Raw genomic sequence first — 19,901 nt, 5'->3', positions numbered from 1 at the left:
GCCCTCTGGATTTCGCTGTCCGCCAAGCCGCTGACCCCGGCCGTCAGGCCTCCGCGCGCAACCGGTCCAGTTCGCCGCCGATCGCGGCTCGCAGCTCATCGTGGTCCGGGCCGAGCCGGAACCGCTCCTCGCTCCACCGGTCGCGCGGGTAGAGCCACACCGGCAGGCCCACCAGGTCGGCCGGCTCCCACTCGTACCGCGGCCAGACGTGAGCGTGCAGCACCGGTTCCGTGTTTCCCAGGATCTCCAGGTTGACCCGCCGGAATCCCGGGTCCAGCCTCCGGCAGGCCCGCTCGACCGCTTCGCCGAGCCGGTCCATGTCGGCGAGAAACGCCGCCCGCTTGGCCTTCGGCAGATCGGACAGGCGTTCCACACCGGGCTCGTCCACGAGGAGCACCGAGTATCCCGGCAGGAACTGAACGTCCCCGATCGCCGCGAACCCGGAGTCGAGCCGCCGCAGCACGGTCGGGTTCTCACCGCGCAGCGCGGCCCCGATCCGGTCCTTCCGCCAGTCGTCAGTCATGATCCAAATCTACGTCGTTCGCGACGCGATCGGCGAGCCTCGATCAGCAGGGGCAGGAAGAAGAGGAGCACGACCACCGCGACCAGCGGCAGCAGATAGTCGTCGATTCCCGGCACGGACGCACCGAGCGTGTAGCCGGCCAGCACCAGGCTCTGCGTCCACAGCAGGCCGCCCACGGTCTGCCAGACGGTGAAGGTGCGCATAGGTACCCTGAGGACACCGGCCACCGGGTGCAGGACGGTCCGCAGCAGCGGCACGAAGCGGCCGATGACCAGAGCCTTGCCGTAGCCGTAGCGGGCCAGCAGTTCCTCCGCGCGCACCGCCGCCCCCTTCACGCGCCGGCTGGAGGTGCGCGCCAGCAGGGCCCGCCCGCCGTGCCGGCCCAGTAGGAAGCCCACCTGTCCGCCGGCCACCGCGCCGACGGCCGCGCACAGCAGCACCTGCCACAGCTCCAGCCGCGGCGCCCGGTGCACGCTCCCCGCGCACAGCACACCGGCCGGGAAGAGCAGGGCGTCGCCGGGCAGGAAGAAGCCGACGACCAGGAGGCCCGACTCGGCGAAGATCACGACCAGGACCCCCAGGGCCCCGAAGGCGGCCAGGACCGAGGCGCTGTTCGTCGGGTCGACGGCGATCACCGGCCGTGCCTCCTGGCCTCGTCGTAGGGCTGCTCGCTCCCCAGCATCGCCCGCCGGCCGCGAAACCGCCCGCCAACAGGCCCCCGATCCCCCGGCGCTACGCTGAGCGCGCCCCGGACCCCCTCGATGATCGGACTGCCTCATGGACCTCGTCTTCACCGGCCGCGTGATCGAATGGCGGGGCCCGGCGCCGTATTACTTCGTGCCTCTGCCGGAGTCGGAGTGCGACGACATCCGCCAGGTCGCCGCGGCGGCCAGCTACGGCTGGGGCGTGATCCCCGTCGAGGCCCGGATCGGCCGGACCGCCTTCACGACCTCGTTGTTCCCCAAGGACGGCAGCTATCTGCTGCCGCTCAAGAGCGCCGTGCGCGGGCCGCAGGGCCTGTCGGCGGGTGACGACGTCACGGTGGACATGACCGTCCGGTTCTGAATCGGGCGAAGCGGTCGCGCGAGCCGATACGTCTGCTGCACAATCTGCCTACGCATCGTCAATTGGCGCCTACTGCCGGCAGTTGGCACTTGGCGCACCAATCGGGGGACGCACCATGGAACTCTCGCTGACGGTTGCCGGCGACGGCAGCCCGGACGAGCTCACCTCGCTCCACCGCTGGCTGATCCAGGACCCGGACGTCACCCACCACGCCACCCTCGAACTGGGCGAGCGCGTCACCGACGGGCCCACCGGGGAGATGAGCGGCGCGCTGGAGGTGCTGAACATCGTGCTCGGCGACGCGGTGGCGCTGGGCAATCTGCTGGTCGCCATCGGCACCTGGCGGGACACCCGGCGGCGCGCCCCCGAGGTGCGCATCCAGCGCGCCGGAACCACCGTGACGGTGACCGTCAGCGGCGACGATCCCGAGACGGCACGGGCCGTGATCGCGGCCCTGAGCGACGCGCCCGAGGGGCCGGACGCCTCGGGCCGTCCATGAGCACGCCCACGCTCGCCGATCCGCAGCAGTCGTACGCCCTGCTCGTCGGCGTCCACCGGTACAACTCCCTGGAGTCCCTGCCCGCCGTCGAGAAGAACCTGACCGGGCTCGCCGATCTGCTGTGCGCGCCCGATGTATGGGGACTGCCGCCGAGCCACTGCCTGACCGTGCCGCAGCCGGACAACCCCAACCGGGTCCTGGACATGCTCACGAACGTGGCCCGGCGCGCCACCGACACGCTCCTCGTCTACTACGCCGGTCACGGCCTGCTCGATCCGCAGGACAACGACCTGCACCTCTCCCTGGTCGGCTCCGACAGCTACCGCGTCCAGTCCACCTCGCTGCCGTTCGCCTGGGTGCGCCGGGAGATCCTGGAACCGGAGGTGCGGGCCCGGCACAAGGTCGTCATCCTCGACTGCTGCTGGAGCGGGCGGGCGATGGAGGGCTGGATGAGCGGGGGCCAGTCGGTCGCGGAGCAGCTGGCCGACCACTCCCGTATCGACGGTGCCTGCCTGCTGACGTCGGTCGCCGAGACGAAGAAGGCGAAGGCCGAGCCCGGTGAGGACTTCACCGCGTTCACCGGCGAGTTGATCACTCTCCTCAGGGACGGCATCGAGGAAGGGCCCGCGCTCCTCGACCTCGAAACCGTGTACGCGCACACCTACAAGCAGCTCCGGGCCAAGAACCGGCCTCTCCCGCGGATCCGCAGCCTCAACATGGGCGGCAAGGTGGCCCTGGCCCGCAATCGCGGGTACGCCCCGCCGCCGCCCCCGCCCCCGCCCGCACCGGAACCCTCCCCCGCCCAGGCCCCCTTACCAGAGCCGGCCGCGCCCCCTGCCCCCGTACCGGAACCCGTCCCGGCCCAGGCCCCCGAACCGTCGGCCGCGCCCGCCCCTTCATCGTCCCCGCGCGCACTTCCGCGCCCCCGCAGCGAGGACGTGCTCACCGAACCGGCACCCGCGGAGCCGGAACCGGTCGTGGACGAGCAGCAGTCCGCCCCGGTGCGCATCGGTCTGTGGGGCGCTCCCGCCAGCGGCAAGACGACCCTCCTCGCCGCGTTGGCGCACGTCGTGGGTGACACCCAGGCGGAGTACGGGACTTGGCGGATCAGCGGCACGGACCGTGTCTCCGAGCAGTTCCTGGTGCGGCACAAGACCGGACTGATGAACGACGGTCAGTTCCCGTCCGCCACCGAGGCGGTCGGCCAACCCCTGCGGTTCCGGTTCACCGGCGGCCAGAGCCACCCGGTGAACCGGACCGTCGACTTCGTCGTGGAGGTCCAGGACGTCCCCGGCGAGTTCTTCCACGACCGGAGCGTGGCCCCGGACAACCCGGTCGTCGCCCGCCTCGCCGAGTCCGACGCGCTGGTCTATCTCTTCGACCCCATAGACGCGGCGTCGCACGCGAGCGCCGACTACCTCTTCGGGCTCATCCAGCGTCTGACCACCCATCTGGAGGAGACGGGCCGGGTCACCGGCCGCTATCTCCCGCACTGCCTGGCGGTCTGCGTGACCAAGTTCGACGCACCCCAGGTGTTCCTGGCCGCCCGCGCGGCGCGCTGGGGCACGCAGGGTGACGACCGGTACCGCTTCCCGCGTGTGAAGGACGAACACGCCCGGGACTTCCTGCACTGGGCCGCCCGTCACTTCGCCGGCAACGCCGGACGCCGCGTGTGCGATCTGATCGAGAACCACTTCGACCCCGCGCGCACCCGGTACTTCGTCACCTCCGCCATCGGCTTCCACGTCGGCCCCGACGGGGTGTTCCGCTCGTCCGACTTCGTCAACACCGATGCCCTGGGGGGAATCCGCAGCGGCATCCGCCCGGTGAACGTGCTGGAGCCCTTCATCGCCCTGCAGCGCATGGTGCCCCAGTACCACCCGGCCGAGGCCGGAGCGGCCCGGGGCGACGGACCGGCGGGGGGCACATGACCACGGTCCACGCGGAATGGGCGCTCCACGGCAAACTCCCCGAGCGGCGGCACGACTACCACATCCTCGGCTCCAGCCGGGACCGTGCCGAGGACGCCCGGTTCGACCGCCTGATCCGCGAGGCGACGCCGGGCACCCCGCAGGGCGGGGGCGCCGAAGCGGCCGACGCGCTGCCCTGGGTGACGTTCGACGTGTCCGGCGGCGCGGACGAGGGGCACTGGACGGGCATCGCCGTCAAGGAGTGGTCCCCGGAACTGGACGAGGTCGGCAGGCGCATCACCACCACCCGCTACTTCACCTTCCCCTTCCTGGAGGCCGCCGGCCCAGCCGTCAGCTACCGGGGCCTGTACGACCAGGTGGCCCCCATCGGGCTCCCGCTGCCCTCGGCCGACGCCGTCCCGCTGGACCTTCCGGCCCTCGACCCCCGTGCCCTGGCCGACCGCCTGGCCACCGACCCGCGCGGCTTCGACTGGTACGCCGCCGTCGCCGCCCTGCTGCTCGACGGCCCGGTCGCGCTCATCGGCGCGGGGGCGCTGCCGCTGGCCGAGCGCATCGACTGCCTCGACGCGATCGTGGCGCTGCTGCCGTACGGGGCGCGGGCCAGCCTCAGGGCCAGCACCTGGGCGGACAACCTCGCCGATCACGACGTACGGCTCTTCTTCGGCGAGTGGGTCGGCAAGTCGCACCAGCAGCACGTGCTCTGGTCCGACCGGCCCGAGCCCGGCCGTGGCACCCTCGGGGACGTCTATCTGTCCGCGCTGCGCGACGCGCACCGGCGGCACGGCGAACCGGGCCCGTTGCTCGCACAACTTGCCCGGGAGACCGGTCCGTTGGAGCTGAACGACGAGCGGAGCCTGCTCGCCGCGGTGGACGTGCTCGCCGCGCCGGAGCACCGGAGGGCCGCTCGCGCGGCGCTGCTCACCCAAGCGAAGGCGGCCTCCCCGGAGCAGCTCGCGCGCCGCTGGACCGAGGCCAGGGAGGCCGTCGTCGCCGGTGCCGGTGCCGAACTCGCCTCGGGCAGCGCCCAGTTGGCACGCAGCTACCTGGAGGTCGCCCAGCGGCTGCGGCAGGCGGACTCCTATGTCGACGACGTCCTCAGACACTGCCCCCCGGACCGCGCCCCGGGCACGCAGGCAGCCCTGCTGACCACGCTGCGCCCGCCCGCGCCGGGCGCCTGCCCGGAACTCCACCGCACCGTGGTGACCCGCCCCGCTGTCGTCCACCAGGTGCTGCGTCAGCAACTCCCCCATCCCAGGGCACCGTTGGAGCACTGGCTCGCCTGGCTCTGCACCTCCGGACGGGCTCCGGCCCCCGACTGGCTGAAGGCGTTCGGGGCGCTGCTGCCCGAACGGGCGGGCCCCGTCCCGCCCTCCTGGCTGGACGACGTGCAACGGCACTGCGGGGACGAGGCGTTGCCCACGCTGGTGCGCACCGCCGGACGCACCGGCACGATCGACCTGGTCCTGTACGGCGCCTGGCGGCCCCTACTGCTTCTGGCGACCGCCCGGCCCGGCTCCGCACATGCCGCCCTCCGCGACACCGTCGGCGGGCTCGCCCCCGCGGACCCGGCCAACCGCGCCGGACTCGACGTCCTGTCCCCGCTGCTCGGCGTCGCCCCCGTCTGGGCCGCGCGGACGAGTCCCGACCGGGAGGGCGCCCGCTACTGGGCCGGCTTCCTGAACCTGTGGGACCGGCCCGAACTGTTCGAGCACCGCGATCAGGTCGGCCTCGCCCTGATCGCCGCCGTCCCCCGCAACCACTGGCTGCTGCGGCGCCTGCGCCGCCTCGACCCCGAGCTGGCGCGGGCCGTCGCGACGCGGCGCCGCCCAGGATTCCCCTCGGGCTGGCTGCGCGGCCTCACCGAACTGAGGGCCCGGCGCGCCGCCCAGGACGGACGCCGCCCCTGGCAGCCCGATCCGCACGACACCGAAGGTCACCGCCCATGAGACCGATCAGGGCCGCCCTGCTGTCCTCCCTGGCCGCCCTCCTCGCCCTGCTGGCCGTCCTGTCGCTCCCGGCGCCGTCGGCGCAGGCCCGGGACCAGCCGCTGACCCCGGCACAGTTCTACAAGGCGGTCGGCGTCACCGGGATCCGTACGCGGTACGTCGTCCTGCTCGACACCGGGGCGCTCGACGGCTCCCGGCTCGCCGAAACCCGGGACCAGCTCGGCACCCTGCTTGACGCGGTCGCGAAGCCCGACGACATCACCGTGATCGTCTTCGACCACCGGGTCCGCCGTACGATCAGCCCGCTGGGCCGGGCGGACCTGGGCTCGCTGGCGATGCCCGGGCCCGGGGACGACAGGATCGACCTCGCCACCGCGCTGGACGCGGCGCTGACCAGCCTGGAGGACGACCGTCCCGCGCGCACCGCGCTCGCCGTCCTCGGGTACGGGGACCCCGGCGGCGAGGAGCCGTCGGCAAAACTGCGCCGCCGGGCCGGGGAGCTGGCCGCGCACACCGCCCTCACCGTGCACGCGTATCCGCTGGCGGCCGGCGCCGACACCCGCGCACGGCAGTCGGGATTCCTGGAGAGCGCCTTCCCCGGGGCCGTCGCCACGGCTCCGTGGAGCCCCGCCGTCCACCCCGACCTCGCCCAACTGGCCGACGACGTGCTCCGGTACGCGGCGCTGGCCGCCCTCGCCCCGGACCGCGCGGGCCGGGTCATCGCGAGCTGGCCGCGGCGGGCGCCCCGGCTGTCCCCCTGGGACGAGAAGGCCGAGGTCACCCTCACGCTGCGGTCGACGCTGCACCGGGTTCCCGTGCACCTCTCGGGTGTGGCCTTCACGGTCACGGACGCGCCGGTCCCGATCAAGGCCAAGGCGGACACCACGGAGCTGGACCTGAAACCCGGGGCCACCGCCCACGTCACCGTCGAACTCAGCTGGAAGGCCGACAAGTACCGGCTGGGCAGGGCGTCCGTGCGGCTGAGCGGACAGCTCTCGGTGCACGCCAGGACGGGCACGCCCTGGGCGCAGAACCTCGCCGCTATCGGCCTGCGCACCATCCCGCCGCGTCTGAACACGGCCTCGACCGGCGTGGCCGGAACGGGCTCGGTCGGCATCCCGTTCTGGCTGCTGCCCACGGCGAGCGGCGCGTTGCTCCTCCTGTTCGCCGTCCCGACCGGCCTGTACCTGCGCCGCTGGCTGCGCCGCAACCGTCCGACGATGCGGGGCTGGCTGACGGCCCAGTATCCCGAGGCCGCCGACGGCGCCTGGGCCGTCCGCGAGCTGGGGCCCGTCACGCTCGCGGGCAGGCGGAGCCTGGTCACCTACGCCCTCGACCCCACCGGCGAGGGCTCGGTCGAGATCCGCCCGGACAGGGCCGACGACCGGGGCACGGTGGAGCGGCTGTCCATCGTCTGCCGGAAGCCCGGCAAGGACGGCCACCGGGATCGGGGCCGGTGCCCGGTGGGCGGCAGCGTCATCATCAACGGGGTGGAGTTCATCCACCACAAGAAGCAGCCCTGACGGTATGTCAGGCCAGGTAGGGCGGCCCAACTCCGCTGCTCTGCCTCAGCGTTACAGCTGGGCCACCCGGAAGGTGACCCGCCCGGCCACCGCCGTCAGCAGGATCGGCAGTCCGGCCAGGTCGGTGTCGGACACCTGAAGCGGGTTCTCGGCCAGGACGGTGAGGTCGGCGCGGTGACCGACGGCGATCCGGCCCGCGAGGTCCTCCTCCCCGGCGGCCCAGGCGGGGTTGACGATCAAGCCCTGGAGCGCCTGCAGGGCGGTGAGGCCCTGCTCCGGGCCGTGCGGCGGCCGGGAGAGGTCGGCGGGGCGGCGGTGCCGGGCGCCGGCCATCACCTCGAGCGGCGGGTACGGCGCGATCGGCCAGTCGGAGCCGAGGACGACCCGGGCTCCGGCCTCCCACAGGTCACGGCAGCGGAAGGCGCGCGCGGCGCGCTCCTCGCCGAGCCGGTGCGACCAGTTGTCGGTGTGGTCGGACCGGGTGAACTCGCAGCAGTGGGTGGGCTGCATGGAGGCGGCCACCCCGAGTGCCGCGAAGCGCCGTACGGTGTCGTCGGGCACGGTCTCGATGTGCTCGACCCGGTGGCGGACGGCCTGCGGGTGCTCGGCGCGGGCCTTCTCGACGGAGTCGAGCACATGGCGTACGGCCGCGTCGCCGATCGCGTGGGTGGCGGTGGGCACGCCGGCCCGGTGGAGCGCGCCGATCACCTCGGTGCAGCGCTGCGGGTCGGGCCAGAAGGCGTGCGTGGACTCGCCGTGGCAGTCGGGGGCCTCCAGCCAGGCGGTGCCGTTGTCGATGGTGCCGTCCATGAACAGCTTCACGCCGGCCACCCGCCACAGCCCGCCGCCGGTGCCCTGCTGCCGGACGAGGTCGGCCACGGCGTCGTCGTCGGCCTCCGGGCGGCACCAGGGGGCGATCCGCAGCCGCAGCGGCAGCGCGTCCTCGGCCTCCAGCGCGCCGTAGACGGCGAGGCTGTCGCCGTTCGCGTCCATGGCGTGCCCGCCGGTGAGGCCGGCGGCGGCCACGGCGCGCAGCACCTCGGCGGTCCGCTCCCGCACCTCGGCCTCGGTGAGCCGGGGGGCGACGGCCTCGACGAGTTCGCAGGCCGCGTCCTCCAGGAGCAGGCCGGTGGGCCGGCCCTCGGCGTCGCAGACGATCTCGGAGCCCTGCGCGAACTCGCGCGGCCCGTCGACGCCGGCCGGCTCCAGCGCCCGCCGGCTGGCCAGCAGCGAGTGCGCGTCGAACAGGTCGAGGAGGGCGGGGATGCCGTCGAGCACCGGGCCGAGCGCGGCATGGTCCGGCGCGCTGGCCCTCGGGCTGGGTGTCGCCGCCTCCGCCCTCTGCGTCGACACCGTCTACACCGGTCCGGTGGCCGCCGCTCTGGGCGGCATCGACCTCGCCCTCCCGGTGGGTCTGGTGGTGTCCGCAGGCGCGTACGCCCTGCTGATGTGCGACAGGGTGCGCGCTGGACGCCCGGCCGACCAGCCGTGAGACTGGAGCGCGGCCGACGCCCCCGCTCTCCAGGACGGTGACCATGGAAGAGGAAGTCCCCCGCGTCGAACTCACCCCGCAGGCCGCCGAGCTGGTGCGCCGGCTGCGTGCCGAGCACGGTCCGCTGATGTTCCACCAGTCCGGCGGCTGCTGCGACGGCAGCGCGCCCATGTGCTACCCGGACGGCGAGTTCCGCACCGGCGGCTCGGACGTGCTGCTGGCCGAGCTGGACGTGGACGGCGTCGACGAGCCGGTGACCTTCTGGATGTCACGCAGCCAGTACGCGGCCTGGAGCCACACCCGGCTGATCGTGGACGTCGTACCAGGACGGGGAAGCGGATTCTCGCTGGAGGCACCCGAGGGGGTGCGATTTCTCACCCGTTCTCGCGTAGTCGACGCCTAGGCACCCCGCCGGTTCCCCCGCGTCTGCTGCACTGCCCCTGAGTCCTCGGAACATTGACGAGACATCAGGGGGTACGGTGACACGACGTCAGCGGCGACCGGCCACGGGCAGATCGCTCCTCACAGCTCTCACGGCCTTCGGTGTGCTGGCCGGCGCGACCCTGACCGGGGTGGCGCCGGCCAGTGCCGTACCGGAGGGAAAGCGGATCGCGCCGGGGGTCAGCTACCGGCAGTTCGACCTCCCGGCGGCCAAGGGGTTGACGCACGCCCATGTGGTCACCGTCGACCTGACCGACCGGCGTGTGCACCTGGACCTGCTGTACCCGGGCGCGGTCGCGGCCCGGGCGACGGTCTCCGGGATGGCCGCCGCGGCGGGCGCCGTCGCGGGCGTCAACGGGGACTTCTTCGACATCAGCGAGGCCCAGCACCCCGGCGTCGAGGCCACCGGTGCGACCGACGGTCCGGAGATCGCGCACGGCCGGATCCTGAAGGCCGCCGTGCCGGACGGCCAGCGCTTCGGTCCCGCACTGCCGCCCGGCACCACCGCCGAGGACGTCTTCGGGGTGGGCGAGGACCGGCGGGCCCGCCTGGACCGGCTCAGCCTCGCCGGCTCGGTCCACACCCCGGAGGGGAGGCTGCCGCTGCGGGGCCTCAATCAGTTCGCGCTGCCGGAGAACTCCGTCGGCGCCTTCACCCGGGCCTGGGGCAGCGTCTCGCGGGCCCGCGCCGTCTGCGGCACGGACACCGACCGCGCCGCGGGCTGCGACCACGACACCTACGAGGTGACCGTCCGCGACGGCCGGGTCGTGTCCGCCTCCGGCCGTCCGGGCAGCGGCCCGATCGCCAAGGGCACCACGGTACTGCTCGGCCGTGACGCGGGCGCCCGGCAGCTGCGAAAGCTCTCCAAGGGCGACCGGGTGACGGTATGGCACCGGATGCCGGCCTCGGCGTCGACGGTGCCGTACCGGTTCGCGCTCGGCGGTTATCCGGTGCTGAGCAAGGGGCAGCCGCTCGCGGGGCTCGACAACCGGGTCTCGGCGGTGCGCACCGCCGTCGGCTTCAGCGACGACGGGCGCAGGCTGCTGCTCCTCGCCACGGACGGCGCCCCCGACTACCGCAGCGGTCTTACGATCGCCGAAGTCGCCTCGGTGATGCGGAAGTTGGGGTCGTACGACGCATTCAGCCTGGACGGCGGCGGCTCGACGGAAATGGTCACCCGCGAGCCCGGCGCGAGCACGGTGTCGGTCCGCAACCACCCGAGCGGCGGCGCCGAGCGCCCCGTACCGAACGGCATCGGCGTCTTCTCGGACGGCTGACCCGGCCGTCCGGCCTCAGGGCCGCAGACCGCTCACCAGGTCGGCGGTCGCGGTGAGCCCGCTGCTGATGGTGGGCGCCATGCTCGTGCCGGCCAGGTAGAAGCCGAGCAGCATGCAGACCAGGGCGTGCGAGAGCTTCAGCGCGCCTTGGCGCATGAAGATCACGGCAATGATCACGAGCAGCAGCACCACAGAGATGGAAACGGCCATCGGGAACCTCCTCCGCCACGCCCCATGAGCGGCGTTCGGCCGCAAGTGTGGCGTAGCGGGGGGTTCGTCCGGGCGGCTGACGTGTCCTCCGATCGTGTGGTGTTACGCGGAGGGGTGGGCGTCGAGGAAGGCCTCCAGGCCGGCGAGGTCGTCGGTGTTGAGGTAGTCGACGCCGCCCGCGAGCAGTTCCGTCCACAGCGCGTCCCGGGCCGGACCTGCGAGGTCGGGCGTGGCCCAGAACCGGACCTGCTGGCCGCGCGCGTGGGCCTGCGCGGTGATGGCGCGCAGTTTCTGCCGCTCGGCGTCCGGGAACGGCCCGTTGCCCAGCCAGGTGAAGTTGTTGGTCCAGTTGTCGCTGATCAGCGAGATGAAGGAGGCCGGGGCCGCGCTGCCGAGATCAGCGAGCCGCCCGTCGTAGAAGGCGCGGCGCTCGGTCTGGGCCTCCATGGGGATACGGGCCGCACGGTCGCCGGAGATGACGGCGGTGAGCGGACCGGGGTGGACGCGGCCGTTCGCGTAGGTGGTGAACAGGTGCGGGTAGCGGCACAGATGGCGGTCGAGCTCGACGTAGGTCGAGGAGCCCTCGGTCTTGATGTCGATGAGCAGCTGCACCGGTCGGCGCCAACCGCGGTACACGGAGCCCTGGTTGGCCTTCACGACCGCGCAGAGCGGTTCGAGGTAGAGGGATTCGAGGGTGCGCTTCGGGTCCAGCTCGCCGGCCTCGTGCGCGACGAGGAGCTGGTCGCCGACGAGGAAGATGTCGGCCTCGACGCTGCCGAAGCGGTGGTCGAGGGCGTCGAACAGGGGACGCGGGTGCTCGTAGTCGTTGTGTGCGTGGGCGTTCCACAGCGGGCGCGGGCCGCGGTGGCCGCCGCCCGCCCAGGCCTGGCCGGCGGGCAGGGCGACCGCGCCGGCGAGGGCGGCGCCGAGGGTGGTGAGGGCTCTGCGACGGGTGGTGAGGGCCATGCTCTGCCTCCCTTGAGGGACCGGATGGGACCGAAGGGAGTATGCGTTCCGCACACAGCCAACAGGCCCCATCCGAAAGGGAGTTCGCCCTCTGTTCACTTGTGGTCGCCGGGAAGGACAGCTAACTCAGTGGCCCCTGAAGATCGACCAGTCCGGCCAGCGCCGAGCGGTGCGCGCCCGCGGTGCCGTAGGCGATCGAGTCGGCCTTGGCCCGCTTCAGGTACAGATGGGCCGGGTGTTCCCAGGTCATGCCGATCCCGCCGTGCAGTTGCACGGCCTCCTCGGCGGCGTGGACCGCGGCGGGCGCCGCGTACGCCTGTGCGACGGCGACCGAGACGTCGGTGTCCTCGCCGGAGGCAAGCGCGTCGGCCGCGGCCCGGGCCGCGGCCCGGAGGTTCACGACCTCCAGCCACAGCTGGGCGAGCCGGTGCTTGAGCGCCTGGAAGCCGCCGACCGGCCGGTTGAACTGCTTGCGCTCCTTCAGGTAGCGCACGGTCTCGGTCAACGCCCAGTCGGCGAGGCCCAGTTGCTCGGAGGCGAGCAGTCCGGCGGCGGCGCGCAGAGCCCGGCGCACGGCGGGTCCGGCCTCGCCGACGCGGCGGCCGGGGGCGCCGTCGAGGGTGAGGGTGGCGAGCGGCCGGGTCGGGTCCAGGGAGATCTGCGGGGTGATGGTCACCGCGTCGGCGGCCACGGCGTACAGGCCGCCGTCGTCGGCCGGGACGAGCAGGACGTCGGCCGCGGCGGCATCCGCGACGCCGGTCAACTCACCGTGCAGCGTACCGTTCTCCAGGCGTACGGCCGGGAGCGCGGCGCCCGGGGCCGTGTGCAGCCCGACCGCGAGGGCGCCGATGGTGCGCCCGGAGGCCAGCCGGCCCAGCAGCTCCTCGTCCCCGCAGGCCAGCAGGGCCTCGGTGGCGACGACCGCGCTGGTGAGGTACGGCACGGGTGCCACCGCGCGCCCCAACTCCTCCAGGACGACGGCAACTTCGCGGTGCGTCGCACCCTGGCCGCCCTGCGCCTCGGGCACCAGGAGCCCGGCGAGGCCCATGCCCTCGGCGAGGGACTTCCACAGGGCGAGGTCGTGCGAGGCGTCCGACTCGGTGCGGGCGATCACGTCCGCCGCGGCGCAGTGGTCCGTGAGCAGGTCACGGACGGCGGCGCGCAGCGCCTCTTCCTCCTCGGAGTGGAGGAGATCCCGCTGTGTGCTCATCGGGCCAGGTCCTTCCAGGCGACGTCCTTGTCGGTGCGCGGTTCGGCGGGCAGGCCGAGGACTCGCTCGGCGACGATGTTCAGCAGGACCTCGCTGGTCCCGCCCTCGATGCTGTTGCCCTTGGAGCGCAGATAGCGGTAGCCGGCGTCGCGGCCGGTGAAGTCGACCAGCTCGGGGCGGCGCATGGTCCAGTCGTCGTACAACAGGCCCTCTTCGCCGCGGAGTTCGACCTCCAGGCCGCTGATCTCCTGGTTGAGGCGGGCGAAGGCGAGTTTCATGCCGGCGCCCTCGGGGCCGGGCTGCCCGGCGACGAGCTGCTGGCGCAGGCGCTCGGCGGTGAGCCGGGAGACCTCGGCCTCGACCCAGAGCTTCAGCAGCCGCTGGTGGAGGTCGTGGGTGCGCAGGTCGGGGCGCTCGCGCCACGTCCTGGAGACCGGGCCGATCATGCCGCCCTCGCGGGGCAGCCGCATGCCGCCGATGGCGACGCGTTCGTTGTTGAGCGTGGTCTGCGCGACCCGCCAGCCGTCACCGGCCTCGCCGAGGCGGCGGGAGTCGGGGATGCGGACATCGGTGAGGAAGACCTCGTTGAACTCGGCCTCGCCGGTGATCTGCCGCAGCGGCCGGACCTCGACACCGGGGTCGGTCATGTCGCAGATGAAGTACGTGATGCCCGCGTGCTTGGGCACGTCCGGGTCGGTGCGGGCGATGAGGATGGCCCAGCGGGCGAGGTGTGCGCTGGACGTCCACACCTTCTGCCCGTTGACGACCCAGTCGTCGCCCTCTCGTACGGCACGGGTGCCCAGCGCGGCCAGGTCGGATCCGGCGCCCGGCTCGCTGAAGAGCTGGCACCAGACCTCCTCCCCGGTCCACAGGGGCCGCAGGTAGCGCCGGTGCTGCTGCTCGGTGCCGTAGCGCAGGACGGTCGGGGCGGCCATGCCGAGGCCGATGCCGATGCGCCGGGGGTCGTTGTCGGGCGCGCCGGCCTGCTCCAGCTCGGTGTCCACGACGGCCTGGAGGGAGCGCGGGGCACCGAGGCCGCCGAGGCCCTCCGGGTAGTGCACCCAGGCGAGACCGGCGTCGAACCGGGCCCGGAGGAAGTCGAGGCGGTCGGTGGTGGCGGGCGGGTGCGCGGCCAGCAACTCCCGGGTGCGGCGGCGCAGTTCTTCGGCGTCGGTCATGCGGCGGCTCCGTTCTTCAGTGACGGGACGACGGCGATCCGCCCGGTGGTCACGCCGTCGGCGACCCGCTGCACGGCGTCCGCGGCGCCCTGAAGCGGCACCCGCTCGCTGATCAGCGGCTTGATCGCACCCCGGGCGGCCAGCTCGGTGAGCTGCTCGTGGCAGTGCAGGACCAGCTTGGGGTTCTTGGTGTTGTACAGGCCCCAGTGGAGGCCGAGGATCGAGTAGTTCTTCACCAGGGCGTGGTTGAGGCCCGGGGCCGGGATGGTCCCGCTGGCGAAGCCGATGACCACGATGCGGCCCTCGAAGGCCACCAGCTTGGCGGACTGCGTGTAGGCGTCGCCGCCGACGGGGTCGTAGATCACGTCGGCGCCCCGGCCGCCGGTGGCCTCCTTCACGGCGGCGACGACGTCCTCGGTGTGCCGGTCGACCACGACGTCGCAGCCCTGCTCGCGGGCGACGGCCGCCTTGGCGGCGCCGCCGACGACGCCGATCACCGTCGCACCGGCGGCCTTGCCGAGCTGTACGGCGGCGCTGCCGACACCGCCCGCGGCGGCGTGCACGAGGAGGGTCTCGCCCGCCTCCAGGTGCGCCCGGCGGTGCAGGGCGAACCAGCCGGTCTGGTAGCCGATGTGCAGCGCCGCGGCCTCCGCGTCGTCCAGCGCCTCGGGCGCGGGCAGCAGGGCGCGGGCGTCGGCGACGGCGTACTCGGCGAAGCCGCCGTGCGGCAGCTCGGGGTTGGCGATGACCCGGCGGCCGTCCTCGGTCTCGGCGCAGATCTCCACGCCGGGCGTGAACGGCAGCGGGGGCCGCACCTGGTAGTGGCCCCTGCACATCAGCGCGTCCGGGAAGTTGATGTTGGCGGCGCGCACCCGCAGCAGCACCTGGCCGTCGCCGGGCGTGGGGCGCTCCACCTCCGCCAGGCGCATCACTTCGCTCGGTTCGCCGTTCTCGTGCACTTGCCATGACTGCATGGGGCCTCCACGGGACTGCTTCGTCTGACCGGGTCCGAGCGCATACTAAGCGGTCGCTTGCCATTCAGGGAACCGTGCCGAGCATCACGCCTGCCGGGGCCGCGCCCGTACGTGCATCCGCTCCCCCTGCGGCCCGAACAGGCTCAGGAACTCCACCGGCCCCTCCCCCGTCGACCCGAACCAGTGCGGCACCCGGGTGTCGAACTCGGCGGCCTCGCCCGCCGCGAGCACCACGTCGTGCTCGCCCAGCACCAGCCGCAGCCGCCCGGAGAGCACGTACAGCCACTCGTAGCCCTCGTGGCTGCGCGGCTCAGGCACCTCCTTGCGCTGCGGTTCCAGGATCTTGAAGGCCTGGAGCCCGCCGGGCTGCCGGGTCAGCGGCCAGTGGGTACGTCCGTGGCGCACGATCGGCTTGAACCGCACCCGAGGGTCCCCGACCGGAGGCGCGCCGACCAGTTCGCCCAGCGGCACCTGATGGGCCTGGGCGATCGGCAGCAGCAGTTCGAGGCTGGGCTTGCGCAGGCCCGACTCCAGCCGGGACAGGGTGCTGACGGAGATCCCCGTCGCCTCCGACAGCGCGGCGAGGGTCACCTCGCGCTCCTGGCGGATGCGCCGCAGCCGGGGACCCACCTCTGCCAGTACGTCTTCGGTCGTCATGGGCCATACTGCAGAATCGGCAAACAGGTTTGTCAATACGGCAGCACCTGGGTGATCGTCGGCCGCGGAGGTGGTCACCATGCCCCGCTGTGGACGGCCGGCAACGCGAGCGGGTTCGCCGAGCAGGCAGTGAACGCGGCCGGCCGCGGCCACCGGGCCGGCGCGGCGATCAACGGGCAGGTGAGGCATCGCGCGTCCGGCGGAGCGCTGGTGCACCATGACTGCATGCTGCTGACCCGGCTCGCCGAGGTGTCCCGGGAGGTCGCCGCCACGGCGGCCCGGTCCCGGAAGACGGCGCTGCTCGCGGAGCTGTTCCGGGAGGCGGAGGCGGACGACGTGCCGGTCGTCATCCCGTATCTGGCCGGACGGCTCCCGCAGGGGCGGCTCGGGGTCGGCTGGAAGGTGCTGAGCCGCCCGGTGCCGCCGGCCGCCGAGCCCTCGCTGACCGTGCGCGAGGTCGACGCCCGGCTGACCGAGCTGGGCAAGGTGTCCGGGCCCGGTTCCCAGACGGAGCGGGCCCGGATCGTCGGCGAGGTGATGGGCGCGGCGACCGAGGCGGAGCAGCGTTTCCTGCGCGGTCTGCTCACCGGCGAGGTGCGCCAGGGCGCGCTGGACGCGGTGGCCGTGGAGGGGCTCGCCCAGGCCACCGGCGCGGATCCGGCGGACGTACGGCGGGCGGTGATGCTGGCCGGGTCGCTGCAGACGGTGGCCGAGGCCCTGCTCGCCGACGGGCCCGGGTCGCTGGAGCGGTTCCGGCTCACGGTCGGCCGCCCGGTGCTGCCGATGCTGGCGCAGAGCGCCTCCTCGGTCGCCGAGGCGGTCGGGAAGCTGGGCGCCTGCGCGGTGGAGGAGAAGCTGGACGGCATCCGGATCCAGGTCCACCGGGACGGCGAGGCCGTACGGATCCACACCCGCACGCTGGACGACATCACCGACCGGTTGCCCGAAGTGACCGCCGTGGCACGGGAGTTGGCCGGTGAACGTTTCATCCTGGACGGCGAGGTGATCTCCTTCGACGCCGCCGGCCGCCCCCGGTCCTTCCAGGAGACGGCCGGCCGGGTCGGCTCCCGGACGGACGTGGCGAGGGCCGCCGGACAGGTGCCGGTCTCCCCCGTCTTCTTCGACGCCCTGTCGGTCGACGGCCGCGACCTGCTCGACCTGCCCTTCGCCGAGCGGCACGCGGAGCTGGCCCGGCTGGTGCCGGAGCCGATGCGGGTGCGCCGCACGGTGGTGTCCGGCCCGCCGGAGGCCACCGAGGCGGAACGGTTCCTCGCCGACACCCTGGCCCGCGGCCACGAGGGCGTGGTCGTCAAGGCGCTGGACGCCCCCTACAGTGCGGGCCGGCGCGGTGCCGCCTGGCTGAAGGTCAAGCCCGTGCACACCCTCGACCTGGTCGTGCTGGCCGCCGAGTGGGGCCACGGCCGGCGCACCGGCAGGCTGTCCAACCTCCACCTCGGCGCCCGCAACCCGGACGGCACCTTCGCGATGCTCGGCAAGACCTTCAAGGGCATGACCGACGCGATGCTCGCCTGGCAGACGGAGAGGCTCCAGGAGCTGGCCGTCGAGGACAACGGCTGGGTGGTCACCGTACGCCCCGAACTCGTCGTGGAGATCGCCTACGACGGCCTCCAGCGCTCCACCCGCTACCCGGCCGGCGTCACCCTGCGCTTCGCCCGCGTGGTCCGCTACCGCGAGGACAAGCGCCCCGAGGAGGCCGATACCGTGGAGGCTCTGCTGGCGGCCCACCCGGAGGTCGAGCCGTGACGGTGAGGACGACGAAGCGCAGTGCGGGACTGCTGTTGTTCCGGCACACCGGCGACGGGCTGGAGGTATTGCTGGGCCATATGGGCGGGCCGTTCTTCGCGAAGAAGGACGCGGGGGCGTGGACCGTGCCGAAGGGCGAGTACGAGCCGGACGAGCCCGCCTGGGAGGCGGCCCGGCGCGAGTTCCGCGAGGAGCTGGGCCTGGAGCCGCCCGACGGGGAGGCCGTACCCCTCGGCGAGGTCGTGCAGCGCGGCGGCAAGGTCGTGACCGTGTGGGCGGTCGAGGCGGACCTCGACCCGGAGACGATCATCCCCGGCACCTTCACCATGGAGTGGCCCCCGAGATCCGGCCACGTGCGGGAGTTTCCCGAGCTGGACCGGGTGGCGTGGTTCGGGCTCGGCCCGGCCCGAGAGCTGATCGTCACGGCGCAGACCGCGTTTCTCGACCGACTGGAGGAGCACTCGGGCTGAAGGGAGGCCTACGCGTTGCGCACGGCTCGGGCGCGCGCGAAGGTCGAAGCAAGCCCGCTCCCAGGGAGGCCAGCCATGCCCATCGCGACGGTGAACCCGGCGAACGGCGAGACGCTCAAGTCGTACGAGCCCATGGGCGAGGAGGAGCTGGAACGCCGGCTCCAGCTCGCCGAGGCCACCTTCCGCACGTACCGGACGACGGCGTTCGCCGAGCGCGCCCGGCTGCTGAACAAGGCCGCCGACCTGCTGGACGAGGACCTGCCCGAGATCGGCCGTGTCATGACCACGGAGATGGGCAAGCCGATCAAGCAGGCCCGGGCCGAGGCCGCCAAGTGCGCCAAGGCCATGCGCTGGTACGCCGAACGGGCCGAGTCGCTGCTGGCCGACGAGGAGCCCGCCGAGTCCGACGTACGGGACTCGGGCGCGTCCCGGGTGCGAGTCGTCTACCGGCCGCTCGGACCCGTGCTCGCGGTGATGCCGTGGAACTTCCCCCTCTGGCAGGTGGTCCGCTTCGCCGCGCCCGCCCTGATGGCCGGCAACGTCGGCCTGCTCAAGCACGCCTCGAACGTCCCCCAGACGGCCCTCTACCTGGAGGACCTGTTCCACCGGGCGGGCTTCAAGGAGGGCTGCTTCCAGACGCTGCTGGTCGGCTCGGGCTCGGTGGACGGCATCCTGCGCGACGAGCGCGTGAAGGCTGCGACGCTCACGGGCAGCGAGCCCGCGGGCCGGGCGGTCGCCTCCACCTCCGGAGAGATGATCAAGAAGACGGTGATGGAGCTGGGCGGCAGCGACCCGTTCGTCGTCATGCCGTCCGCCGACCTCGACCGTGCGGCACAGGTCGCGGTGACCGCGCGGGTGCAGAACAACGGGCAGTCCTGCATCGCCGCCAAGCGGTTCATCGTGCACAGCGACGTGTACGACGCCTTCACCGAGAGGTTCGTCGCGGGCATGAAGGCGCTCAAGATCGGCGACCCCCTGGAGGAGGACACCGAGATCGGGCCGCTCGCCAGCGAGCAGGGGCGGTCCGACCTGGAGGAGCTGGTGGACGACGCCAAGCGCAGCGGCGCGGCGGTACTGTGCGGCGGCGAGCGCCCCGACGGGCCGGGCTGGTACTACCCGCCGACCGTGCTCGCGGAGATCACCCGCGAGATGCGCATCCACCGCGAGGAGGCGTTCGGGCCGGTCGCCACGGTGTACCGGGCCGCGGACCTGGACGAAGCCGTGCTCATCGCCAACGATTCGCCGTTCGGGCTGAGTTCGAACGTGTGGACCCGCGAGGAGGCCGAGGTGGCGCGCTTCGCCCACGACCTGGAGGCCGGTTCCGTGTACGTCAACGGCATGACCGCCTCCCACCCGGCGTTCCCGTTCGGCGGTGTGAAGCGGTCCGGATACGGACGTGAGCTGTCCGGGCACGGAATCCGGGAGTTCTGCAACATCACCACGGTTTGGCAGGGTGCGTGAGCACTGCGCGGCTACCATCCCCTTTTGTGAACCGCGAAGTGACTCTGCCTCTGATCGTCGACGACCGCGGGACCTTGCAGGTGGCCGCGGCCGACGTGAGTAAGTTGCTGCGGACGTTGGGTGGCCGGTGGCTTCATCTCGTCGAGGCCGGGGAGCAGGGGCTCGACGAGGACACCGTGGCGGCCCTGGCGATCGAGCTGGCGAAGCTCGCGGACCGTATCGACGTGGCGTGCATCGCGCACAGCAGCGGGGCGCCGTAGGCGTAGGTGCCGCTTGGTCGCCCGCCCCTTACCCCTTGTCACCGATTTGGAGTA

Annotated in this window: 20 protein-coding genes and 1 pseudogene; 12 read left to right on the top strand and 9 right to left on the bottom strand. The window is 73.1% G+C overall.

What is annotated here, in order from left to right:
- Positions 1–43: 43 nt before the first annotated feature.
- On the bottom strand, positions 44–523 hold the full coding sequence (locus ACWD3E_RS19285; RefSeq protein WP_451388750.1) for an HIT family protein: 480 nt from the start codon (positions 521–523) through the stop codon (positions 44–46).
- Positions 520–1,158 carry a DedA family protein gene (locus ACWD3E_RS19280; RefSeq protein WP_451388749.1) on the bottom strand — a complete coding sequence of 213 codons (639 nt, stop codon included), beginning with the start codon at positions 1,156–1,158 and terminating at the stop codon, positions 520–522. The genes ACWD3E_RS19285 and ACWD3E_RS19280 overlap by 4 nt, the downstream gene beginning before the upstream one ends.
- 142 nt (positions 1,159–1,300) lie before the next feature.
- Here ACWD3E_RS19280 and ACWD3E_RS19275 point away from each other — a divergent pair, with 142 nt between their 5' ends.
- The 5 genes from ACWD3E_RS19275 to ACWD3E_RS19255 all read left to right on the top strand — a co-directional run bounded on the left by ACWD3E_RS19275 (position 1,301) and on the right by ACWD3E_RS19255 (position 7,487).
- A complete protein-coding gene (locus ACWD3E_RS19275; protein ID WP_451388748.1) occupies positions 1,301–1,588 on the top strand; it encodes a DUF1905 domain-containing protein in 288 nt (95 codons plus the stop codon).
- Positions 1,589–1,703: 115 nt separating this feature from the next.
- Entirely contained in the window at positions 1,704–2,087 is a 384-nt protein-coding gene (locus ACWD3E_RS19270) for an effector-associated constant component EACC1 (RefSeq protein WP_451388747.1), read from the top strand.
- Positions 2,084–4,018, top strand: coding sequence for a caspase, EACC1-associated type (locus ACWD3E_RS19265; protein ID WP_451388746.1), 1,935 nt, complete (start codon positions 2,084–2,086; stop codon positions 4,016–4,018). The genes ACWD3E_RS19270 and ACWD3E_RS19265 overlap by 4 nt, the downstream gene beginning before the upstream one ends.
- The gene (locus tag ACWD3E_RS19260; RefSeq protein WP_451388745.1) at positions 4,015–5,964 is read left to right on the top strand and encodes a hypothetical protein; all 1,950 of its coding nucleotides are present in this window, start codon (positions 4,015–4,017) and stop codon (positions 5,962–5,964) included. Before ACWD3E_RS19265 ends, ACWD3E_RS19260 begins: the two co-directional genes overlap by 4 nt.
- Positions 5,961–7,487, top strand: coding sequence for a hypothetical protein (locus ACWD3E_RS19255; RefSeq protein ID WP_451388744.1), 1,527 nt, complete (start codon positions 5,961–5,963; stop codon positions 7,485–7,487). The genes ACWD3E_RS19260 and ACWD3E_RS19255 overlap by 4 nt, the downstream gene beginning before the upstream one ends.
- Before the next feature lie 51 nt (positions 7,488–7,538).
- Here the strand turns inward: ACWD3E_RS19255 and ACWD3E_RS19250 are convergent.
- Positions 7,539–8,780 (bottom strand): annotated as a pseudogene (locus ACWD3E_RS19250) (amidohydrolase); the annotation flags it as partial.
- Between ACWD3E_RS19250 and ACWD3E_RS19245 the strand changes: the two are divergent.
- The 3 genes from ACWD3E_RS19245 to ACWD3E_RS19235 all read left to right on the top strand — a co-directional run bounded on the left by ACWD3E_RS19245 (position 8,752) and on the right by ACWD3E_RS19235 (position 10,697).
- On the top strand, positions 8,752–8,979 hold the full coding sequence (locus ACWD3E_RS19245; RefSeq protein WP_451388997.1) for a hypothetical protein: 228 nt from the start codon (positions 8,752–8,754) through the stop codon (positions 8,977–8,979). The pseudogene ACWD3E_RS19250 and the gene ACWD3E_RS19245 sit on opposite strands and share 29 nt — an antisense overlap.
- A 43-nt stretch (positions 8,980–9,022) precedes the next feature.
- Positions 9,023–9,382 carry a DUF779 domain-containing protein gene (locus tag ACWD3E_RS19240; protein ID WP_451388743.1) on the top strand — a complete coding sequence of 120 codons (360 nt, stop codon included), beginning with the start codon at positions 9,023–9,025 and terminating at the stop codon, positions 9,380–9,382.
- Between the two features lie 76 nt (positions 9,383–9,458).
- Entirely contained in the window at positions 9,459–10,697 is a 1,239-nt protein-coding gene (locus tag ACWD3E_RS19235; protein WP_451388742.1) for a phosphodiester glycosidase family protein, read from the top strand.
- Positions 10,698–10,712: 15 nt separating this feature from the next.
- Here the strand turns inward: ACWD3E_RS19235 and ACWD3E_RS19230 are convergent, their stop codons facing one another.
- From ACWD3E_RS19230 to ACWD3E_RS19205, 6 genes are all read right to left on the bottom strand, one after another.
- Entirely contained in the window at positions 10,713–10,907 is a 195-nt protein-coding gene (locus ACWD3E_RS19230; RefSeq protein ID WP_451352232.1) for a hypothetical protein, read from the bottom strand.
- A 102-nt stretch (positions 10,908–11,009) separates the two neighbouring features.
- Positions 11,010–11,873, bottom strand: a complete 864-nt coding sequence (locus ACWD3E_RS19225) for a phosphatidylinositol-specific phospholipase C/glycerophosphodiester phosphodiesterase family protein (protein ID WP_451388741.1) — start codon at positions 11,871–11,873, stop codon at positions 11,010–11,012.
- A gap of 121 nt (positions 11,874–11,994) precedes the next feature.
- On the bottom strand, positions 11,995–13,083 hold the full coding sequence (locus ACWD3E_RS19220; protein WP_451388740.1) for an acyl-CoA dehydrogenase family protein: 1,089 nt from the start codon (positions 13,081–13,083) through the stop codon (positions 11,995–11,997).
- A complete protein-coding gene (locus ACWD3E_RS19215) occupies positions 13,080–14,261 on the bottom strand; it encodes an acyl-CoA dehydrogenase family protein (protein ID WP_451388739.1) in 1,182 nt (393 codons plus the stop codon). The genes ACWD3E_RS19220 and ACWD3E_RS19215 overlap by 4 nt, the downstream gene beginning before the upstream one ends.
- Positions 14,258–15,235 carry an NADPH:quinone oxidoreductase family protein gene (locus ACWD3E_RS19210; protein WP_451388738.1) on the bottom strand — a complete coding sequence of 326 codons (978 nt, stop codon included), beginning with the start codon at positions 15,233–15,235 and terminating at the stop codon, positions 14,258–14,260. The genes ACWD3E_RS19215 and ACWD3E_RS19210 overlap by 4 nt, the downstream gene beginning before the upstream one ends.
- A gap of 84 nt (positions 15,236–15,319) precedes the next feature.
- Positions 15,320–15,892 (bottom strand): helix-turn-helix domain-containing protein, encoded by a 573-nt coding sequence (locus ACWD3E_RS19205; RefSeq protein ID WP_451388737.1) that lies wholly within the window; start codon positions 15,890–15,892, stop codon positions 15,320–15,322.
- 225 nt (positions 15,893–16,117) lie between these two features.
- Between ACWD3E_RS19205 and ACWD3E_RS19200 the strand changes: the two genes are divergently transcribed.
- The 4 genes from ACWD3E_RS19200 (at position 16,118) to ACWD3E_RS19185 (ending at position 19,847) form a co-directional block, all read left to right on the top strand.
- The gene (locus ACWD3E_RS19200; protein WP_451388988.1) at positions 16,118–17,656 is read left to right on the top strand and encodes an ATP-dependent DNA ligase; all 1,539 of its coding nucleotides are present in this window, start codon (positions 16,118–16,120) and stop codon (positions 17,654–17,656) included.
- On the top strand, positions 17,653–18,126 hold the full coding sequence (locus tag ACWD3E_RS19195; RefSeq protein ID WP_451388736.1) for an NUDIX domain-containing protein: 474 nt from the start codon (positions 17,653–17,655) through the stop codon (positions 18,124–18,126). The genes ACWD3E_RS19200 and ACWD3E_RS19195 overlap by 4 nt, the downstream gene beginning before the upstream one ends.
- A gap of 75 nt (positions 18,127–18,201) precedes the next feature.
- Positions 18,202–19,587, top strand: coding sequence for an NADP-dependent succinic semialdehyde dehydrogenase (locus ACWD3E_RS19190; RefSeq protein ID WP_451388735.1), 1,386 nt, complete (start codon positions 18,202–18,204; stop codon positions 19,585–19,587).
- Between the two features lie 26 nt (positions 19,588–19,613).
- Entirely contained in the window at positions 19,614–19,847 is a 234-nt protein-coding gene (locus ACWD3E_RS19185) for a DUF6213 family protein (protein ID WP_451388734.1), read from the top strand.
- The last annotated feature ends 54 nt before the right edge of the window (positions 19,848–19,901 follow it).

The sequence above is a fragment of the Streptomyces sp. NPDC002676 genome (assembly GCF_053592455.1).
Note: the sequence above shows the minus strand (reverse complement) of the source record. Positions and strands in the feature narration are given on the sequence as shown.